Genomic DNA, 6,962 nt, shown 5'->3' on the forward strand with positions numbered 1-6,962 from the left:
TCTGCTACTACCTAGCTTTCTGAGTCGGTGCGGCCGTATCGTCGTCCGCCCCAAACGGGTACGGCCAGCCGTTGACAGAACACGTCTTACCATCGACCTGATAGACCTCGCTGCTGTCGATTTCGTGGAGTTCATCGTTCGACACGCTCAGGGTCTGCTGCATCATGATTGGCGCGATACCGCCGTCCCTCGCGCAGGGCTCGTGAACCGCGTACCCAAGTCCGTGACCAACCTCGTGGTTAATAAGGTATTGGCGATACAATCCCAGGTCCCCCTCAAAAGGCAGGGCACCTCGAACCCACCGGGCAATACTGACGACCACGCGCCCAGGCTCACCTTCCCGCTGCCCAGACAGGTAACAGGAGGTCTCCATTCCCAACGTGTTGCCGCACAGCTGATGTGCGGTTCCGGTCGCGGAAAGCTGCACGACAATCGTCGGATCCTGATCGCGAGGCACTGCCTCGAAAGAAAAATCTGGATTGGCTGTCCAGCCACGTGGATCGGCCAGAATGGAGTTCACCGTCTCTGCAAAGGCGCGCTCGCCACCAATCGAAGGAACATCGATATTGTCTTCAATTTCCACGGAATACCTGACCGCATTGCGGTGCCCCTCCCCGACACGGGGATGTGCCACAGTGACATCTTTAAAATTTCCCGAGGGTTCCGTGGCAAAGGCTGGACCAAGTGGCAACTGCCCTCCCTCGTAACCATCACCGTACCCCTCACCGGGCACCGGACCAGAGCGGCCATTGCCACTCTGTGAGGCGACAGTGCCATTGCCGGAACCTGCAGAATCATCTTCGGCAGTGAAGATATCAAAGAGAATGATGACTGTGAGCACCACAAGTACGGGGATGACATAGGCTCGCCACCCCCAACTCCTTGCAATGCGTACGAGAAAGGGTTCTTGCGTCATTAGGCGAAGAAGCCAACCTTACGGTCTGCGTTATTGCCGGTACGGACGTAGGCGACCTTGTCGGCATTAATCAGGTACTCCTGACCAGCGCCGTCGCTGAGCTCAATCACACCTTCGCCGGCAGCCAACTTCTGGGAGATCACAGCCTTGACCTCCTCACCACCAGCGACGTTTTCAATGTTCAGCTCACGCGTATTGTCTGCAAATCCAATAGTGATGTCCATAGGTGACATCATAACCATTCCCAAAGCGGCTAGGATTAGAGAGACCGATTAAGCCGTCGTGTCACGTGAGGTTACAAACAGCAAAGGAGTCGCCGTGGCAGAGTCCCAGTCCCCGACATTCGTCGAATTGGGGGTCGCCGCGGAAATCTGCGACGCACTCGCCGACGAAGGAATCACCCGCACATTTGCAATCCAGGAACTGACGCTGCCCTTGGCGCTCGACGGCACGGACATCATCGGCCAAGCCCGTACTGGCATGGGAAAAACTCTTGGTTTTGGTGTTCCCCTCATTGACCGCGTCTTCGATGACGCCCGCATTCCAGAACCGGATGGCACTGCCCGCGCAATCATCATCGTTCCCACCCGTGAGCTATGCGTGCAGGTCGGCGAGGACTTAGCCCGCGCTGCGCACTCAACCAATCTGCGTGTGTGCACCATTTACGGTGGCCGCCCCTATGAGGAACAGATTGAACAGCTAGACCGCGGTGTGGACATCATTGTCGGGACTCCCGGCCGTCTCATCGATCTTTACCAGCGGAATAATCTAGAGCTGTCAGGCGTAAAGATTTTGGTTCTCGACGAGGCCGACGAGATGCTCGACTTGGGCTTCCTGCCGGACATCGAGAAGATTCTGGCTGCGGTGCCGGATGAACGTCAGACCATGCTCTTCTCGGCAACAATGCCGGGCCCAATTCTGACTCTCGCACGTACCTTTATGAATCGCCCGGTGCACATCCGCGCTGAATCAGGCGAGGAAGAGGCCACAGTCCACGAGACCACTAAACAGATTGTTTTCCAATCGCACCAGATGGATAAGGTCTCGGTCATTGCCCGTATCCTGCAAGCCAACGGTCGTGGTCGCACCATCATTTTTGCTCGTACGAAGCGCGGCGCCGCCTCGGTTGCTGAGCAGCTCGGCGAGCGCGGCTTCCTGGTCACCGCCGTCCACGGCGACATGGGCCAGCCTGCACGTGAGCGCTCGCTGACGGCGTTCCGCAATGGCGACGTCGATGTCCTGGTCGCAACCGATGTCGCGGCTCGCGGTATCGATATCGACGATGTCACCCACGTTATCAACCACCAAGTGCCCGATGACGAAATGACCTATGTCCACCGCATCGGCCGCACCGGCCGCGCGGGACACAGCGGTGTCGCCGTTACGCTCGTCGGCTGGGATGAAACCACAAAGTGGAAAGCTATTTCCGATGCTCTCGACCTGGACATGGCCGAGATTCCGACGTGGTTTTCCACCTCCCCCGAGCTTGCCGAAGCTCTTGACTTCCCCGAGGGGATCGATGAGAAGGTCGGGCCAGCCCGCCCGGTGTTGGGTTCCCGACCACCTCGCGGGCGTGGCGGAAGAGGCCCGCGAAACAACCGCTCACAGTCCCATCATCGCAATCGTGGCCAAGGACGAAGCTCAAGGCGGGACGGCCACTCCAGTTCTCATCGTCGCAGCTAGGCTGCTGCGCGTGCCAACTCCCCCACCTCACTTCACTCCACGACCACTCGTCGACAGGACTTGCCAACCGTGCTGCAGCCACCACAAGCCAACGCTGAGCCCACCACTGCAGAGACCCGACTGCGCCGCAATCGAATCGCATCAGTAGTTCTCATCATCGCCGTAGTGCTAGTCATCGGTTGGACATGGGTCACTTCTCCGGCTCGCAAGGTCGATCGCACTGAATCCACGGCACCGACAAGCAGCACAGCGCAAGCTCCGGCCGCGAACGATCCGGAGGCAATGCCACATTCTCTCCGGCCGGTGTGGTCCACCGAATCGTCGGCAAGCACAAACATGCGCACCGTCTCCCCGGCGCCACTGGTGATGGACAACTCCCTCATCGTTGCTGAGGACCGGGGCGTGCGTGCTATCTCGCTTAACGACGGCACGGAGCGCTGGCACTATCGACGAGATATTCCACTGTGTGCGCTCTCAGGCAGTGATGGCCAAATTTTCGCGACTTTTCGTGGGGCAGCTGGCTGCGGTGAGACCGTTGCACTCAAGCCCGACTCGGGGCAGTATGTCGCGACCCGAAAATCGATTGCGGCTGACAGTCCTGCCGCCGTGCGCTCGAATTCATACGCGGGTGTCTACGACTCTGGATTCCTGGAACTGTGGCGCTCTGACTTGGTCCGAGTAGTCGAGTACGGCAAGATTCCAGCGTCTCCGGAACCGAAGATGCAGCCGCATCCAGAGTGTTCGATTATCAGTGCGCTCACACGCGTGGAGCTGCTGGCCGTCGTAAACAACTGCGATGGTCACGGACGCCTGGTCATGCAGGCTGCAAATCCGGAGGAATCGCGGAAACCAGAGGTCAAGAGCGACATTGACCTTGGTCCAGTAACTGCAGATATGTCGCTGGTATCGATTGGTCAGGACACAGCGGCGGTACTGTCAGGCAATCGCATCCGAGTTTTTCGTATGGACGGCACGATGCTAACTGAATTGGCGCTGGGTGAGACTACCCTGCGCCCAGCACCGGCGGAAGCTAACTCCGACGGCGATGCCCCGGTCGATGCCCCGGGCGATGCCCCGCGTGCGCCTTTTACAACGGACCTTCCCCATCACATGACGTGGTGGTCGTCACGTGGTTTACTTGGCTTCCGCCCGAGCACCCTGGCGCCGGATTTCGAGTTTCCTGAGGCCACAGGAACCCCAGCTCCATGGGGTGAGCATGTTTTCATGCCAGTCGCTGACGGAGTCGCGGTATTGAATGCCAAAACTCTCGAAATTATCGGCACACTCCCATTGCCTGCAGCTGCGAAGTCCACTCATGCAAATGATGCGGACAAGCCGGAACTGCCCGTGCGCCTTGCGGTTGTCGGTGACACGCTGCTGGTTCAGCGCGGTGAGTCAGTCGACGCGTTCGCCATCGAAGCTTAAAAAGAGCGGGCAGCCCAGTCAATCGCCTTTGGACTAAACATGCAGGCCAGCGCAGCAATTGAAGCTGCCGCCGTCGGCAGCGCAAGCAGAAAAGCGCTCGAGCGGAACATGTAATAGGCCACACCCAGCAAACAGAGGTTGAGCATAATAATCGGTCCGCGCCCCCAACGGGCGCCACGCAGCAACATGATCGCACCAGCGAGAACAGCGCCGAAAATGAGAAGGAACCACAGCGCGGTACCCCAACCGGAAATGACTGCGGCCTCGTCGCGGTACCCCATCAAATCACGAATCAGAAGGAAGATTCCGTAGCCCAGACCGAGGGCACATTCGGCGACACCAATCCACGCGCCGACCATGACAACCTGAGGTGCGGCCATCGGCCCGTCGGCTGCCGCAAGCTGGTCGGTAGTACGCGATTTGGGCGCATTGCTGCTATTTTTCTGGTTATTCACGCCCTACATGTTAGCCCGGTGCGAAACGATGAATACACCCTGGAGGCAAGTCGGCCAATGCGCCCATCACAAGTCTGCTCATGCACTAATCTTGGTGCCTGTGCGTGCGTTGCTAATCTCCAATCCGAATTCGACCAGTAACACTGCTCGACGAATGCCCGGCGTTGTGCGGGCGCTTCGCTCGGTCGAGGGGATTCGCTTGACGTCCATGTTTACCGCCTACCCTGGCCATGCTGCGGAAATAGTGGCGGGAATAACGGTTCGCGATTACGACGTCATTATTTCTCTCGGCGGCGACGGAACTATTAACGAGATTGTCAATGGGCTCATGGACTCCAACCCATTCTCCGCACTGCCTGCCACTGAACTGCCTGCCATCGCGACAATTCCCACCGGCAGCGCCAACGTCTTGGCAGGTGCGTTGGGCATTCCCCGCGACCCCGTAGATGCCGCGTGGTACATCGCAAGCCTGCTGCGCTCCCGAACCCGCAGCACTATCAGCGTTGGACATGCAGCGGAACGATGCTTCGTAGTCAATGCCGGTATCGGCATCGATGCGGAAGTCATTTCCACCATGGAACAGCTCCGACAAAACGGCACCCGCGCCAAAGCTGTGCGCTATTTGCCCGCAATTTTCACCGCATGGAACCAGCTGCGCAAAAGCCCGCCACAAATCACCGCAACTATCGACGGCAAGGAATTTGGCCGTGATCTCGCAATGGCCGTAGTGTCCAACTCCAATCCCTGGACATTCCTCGGCGACCTCCCCATCGTCACCAACCCCACTGTGTCCGTACGCAGGGGCCTGGGCTTTTATGGCTTCACTTCCTTGAAGGGAGTGACGGGGCTTATCGCCGCAGCCAATTTGGCCGGTTTCTTCACCCGACTGCGTTCCCCCTTCCACGTAGAAGCCCGCGAACGACGCGTCGACAACGCCCAGCACATCGAACTCACCGCTACTGCCCCACTTCGTCTCCAACTGGACGGCGAGTACATCAATCAGCGTGAGTCCCTCAACATCCGCGTTAAGCAAGGCGCTATCAATTTTGTGGCGCGTGCCGACGATTACACCGAGGACCAGTTCACCAAGAAAGTCGCTACCCGCCCCGTGGACGAGCGCTTGCTCGTTGTGGTGACCAAAAGGGTCATGGATCGCACACGCCGACTGTTCAGTGCTAGCCAAAAGACCGAGGCAAACCCGACTTAAGCTGCAACTGTTTACTGACAAGCCAACAAAAATGCGCTATACACCCTCACTACTGCAATTACCAAAACTAAAATTACCCCCACAAGAGGTTAGTTTTGACCTGGCGTTTTAACCAAAATTTCACTTTTCTGTGAGGTTTGGCACTTTTATTCATTTTGCTCTTTACGAACCGCCCCAGTCGTGAAAACATGTAAATCGTCAGCGAGACAGGCACGCAGTTCACTGGATGTGCAACCATGCAAGTCTCGCCTTTTTAGGCGCAAACTCTTTGGTGAGTCCCCACTACCTTTCACGTTGCATAGGCGATGAAACTGGTAGCCCCTCCCAAGATGCCTAATACCCCCTGGGCAACCGGGAATGAACCCCAACCCTCGTTGAGATACGGCGATTTGTCGTGTCTGACGAAATCCATTTCCGGAGCTGCCTTCCCGCAAGGAAATTTAACTCTGCCCTCACCCGGGGCTCGTAATGTTTTAGGAGTTTGTCATGGATTGGCGTCACAAGGCCGTTTGTCGTGAAGAGGATCCGGAGCTGTTCTTCCCGGTCGGTAACTCCGGCCCAGCTCTCGCCCAGATTGCTAAGGCCAAGGTCGTTTGCAACCGTTGCCCTGTTACTGCTCAGTGCCTGGCTTGGGCACTTGAGACCGGCCAGGATGCAGGAGTCTGGGGCGGCATGAGCGAGGACGAGCGTCGCGCACTGAAGCGTCGTCGCAACCGTGGCCGCACTCGACGCACTCGCACCAGCACCGCAGTCTAATTAAGAGACTTACTTCTCACCGTGTAATCTATACCGGTTGATACCTGTTTAACCCGATAGAAAGAGAGCCCAACTATGAGCAAGCGTGGCCGTAAGCGCAAGGATCGCCGTAAGAACAAGGCTAACCACGGCAAGCGTCCGAACAGCTAAGTTGCCCTCAGTTGCAGAAGTCTTGGCCATCACCAGCTAAGACATCTCACTCCACCCCGACACAACCCGGTATTGCACCGAGGGACGGGGTGGAGTTTTTTATGCCTCCGCCAGATCACTACCAGCGAGTTTGGAGCCCCAACCCCACCGGAGTAACGTCTGAAAACAGAGCTTTTACAGCAGCTCCAACTAGGTTGCTCGAAAGGCAATGGGGCTATAGCTCAGTTGGTAGAGCGTCGCGTTCGCAATGCGAAGGTCAGGGGTTCGATTCCCCTTAGCTCCACAAATAGCTCCACAAAAATATCCCAGGCCACATCACCGTGACCTGGGATTTTCCGTATTTCGCATTACCGCATTAGACAACATCGCA

Annotated in this window: 8 protein-coding genes and 1 tRNA gene; 6 read left to right on the forward strand and 3 right to left on the reverse strand. The window is 57.5% G+C overall.

What is annotated here, in order from left to right; genetic code table 11:
- Window positions 1–7: 7 nt before the first annotated feature.
- Entirely contained in the window at window positions 8–916 is a 909-nt protein-coding gene (locus CORAM0001_RS07710; protein WP_040361597.1) for a DUF3152 domain-containing protein, read from the reverse strand.
- Complete coding sequence (locus tag CORAM0001_RS07715) at window positions 916–1,140, reverse strand: DUF3107 domain-containing protein (protein ID WP_244262024.1); 225 nt, start codon at window positions 1,138–1,140, stop codon at window positions 916–918. The genes CORAM0001_RS07710 and CORAM0001_RS07715 overlap by 1 nt, the downstream gene beginning before the upstream one ends.
- A 94-nt stretch (window positions 1,141–1,234) precedes the next feature.
- Between CORAM0001_RS07715 and CORAM0001_RS07720 the strand changes: the two genes are divergently transcribed.
- Window positions 1,235–2,599 (forward strand): DEAD/DEAH box helicase, encoded by a 1,365-nt coding sequence (locus CORAM0001_RS07720; RefSeq protein WP_005511163.1) that lies wholly within the window; start codon window positions 1,235–1,237, stop codon window positions 2,597–2,599.
- 69 nt (window positions 2,600–2,668) lie between these two features.
- Entirely contained in the window at window positions 2,669–4,024 is a 1,356-nt protein-coding gene (locus CORAM0001_RS07725; protein ID WP_005511191.1) for an Rv3212 family protein, read from the forward strand.
- Here the strand turns inward: CORAM0001_RS07725 and CORAM0001_RS07730 are convergent.
- Window positions 4,021–4,479, reverse strand: a complete 459-nt coding sequence (locus tag CORAM0001_RS07730) for a hypothetical protein (RefSeq protein WP_244262025.1) — start codon at window positions 4,477–4,479, stop codon at window positions 4,021–4,023. The genes CORAM0001_RS07725 and CORAM0001_RS07730 overlap by 4 nt on opposite strands.
- 100 nt (window positions 4,480–4,579) lie before the next feature.
- On the opposite strand from CORAM0001_RS07730, the gene CORAM0001_RS07735 reads away from it, so the two are divergent.
- The 4 genes from CORAM0001_RS07735 (at window position 4,580) to CORAM0001_RS07745 (ending at window position 6,875) form a co-directional block, all read left to right on the forward strand.
- Window positions 4,580–5,686, forward strand: coding sequence for a diacylglycerol/lipid kinase family protein (locus CORAM0001_RS07735; RefSeq protein ID WP_244262026.1), 1,107 nt, complete (start codon window positions 4,580–4,582; stop codon window positions 5,684–5,686).
- 486 nt (window positions 5,687–6,172) lie between these two features.
- A complete protein-coding gene (locus CORAM0001_RS07740; RefSeq protein WP_005511107.1) occupies window positions 6,173–6,442 on the forward strand; it encodes a WhiB family transcriptional regulator in 270 nt (89 codons plus the stop codon).
- A 75-nt stretch (window positions 6,443–6,517) separates the two neighbouring features.
- Window positions 6,518–6,592 (forward strand): 50S ribosomal protein bL37, encoded by a 75-nt coding sequence (locus CORAM0001_RS11700; protein WP_014300525.1) that lies wholly within the window; start codon window positions 6,518–6,520, stop codon window positions 6,590–6,592.
- A 210-nt stretch (window positions 6,593–6,802) separates the two neighbouring features.
- Window positions 6,803–6,875: transfer RNA gene (locus CORAM0001_RS07745), tRNA-Ala, on the forward strand.
- Window positions 6,876–6,962 lie beyond the last annotated feature (87 nt).

This window comes from Corynebacterium amycolatum SK46, assembly GCF_000173655.1.
Taxonomy (GTDB): domain Bacteria; phylum Actinomycetota; class Actinomycetes; order Mycobacteriales; family Mycobacteriaceae; genus Corynebacterium; species Corynebacterium amycolatum_A.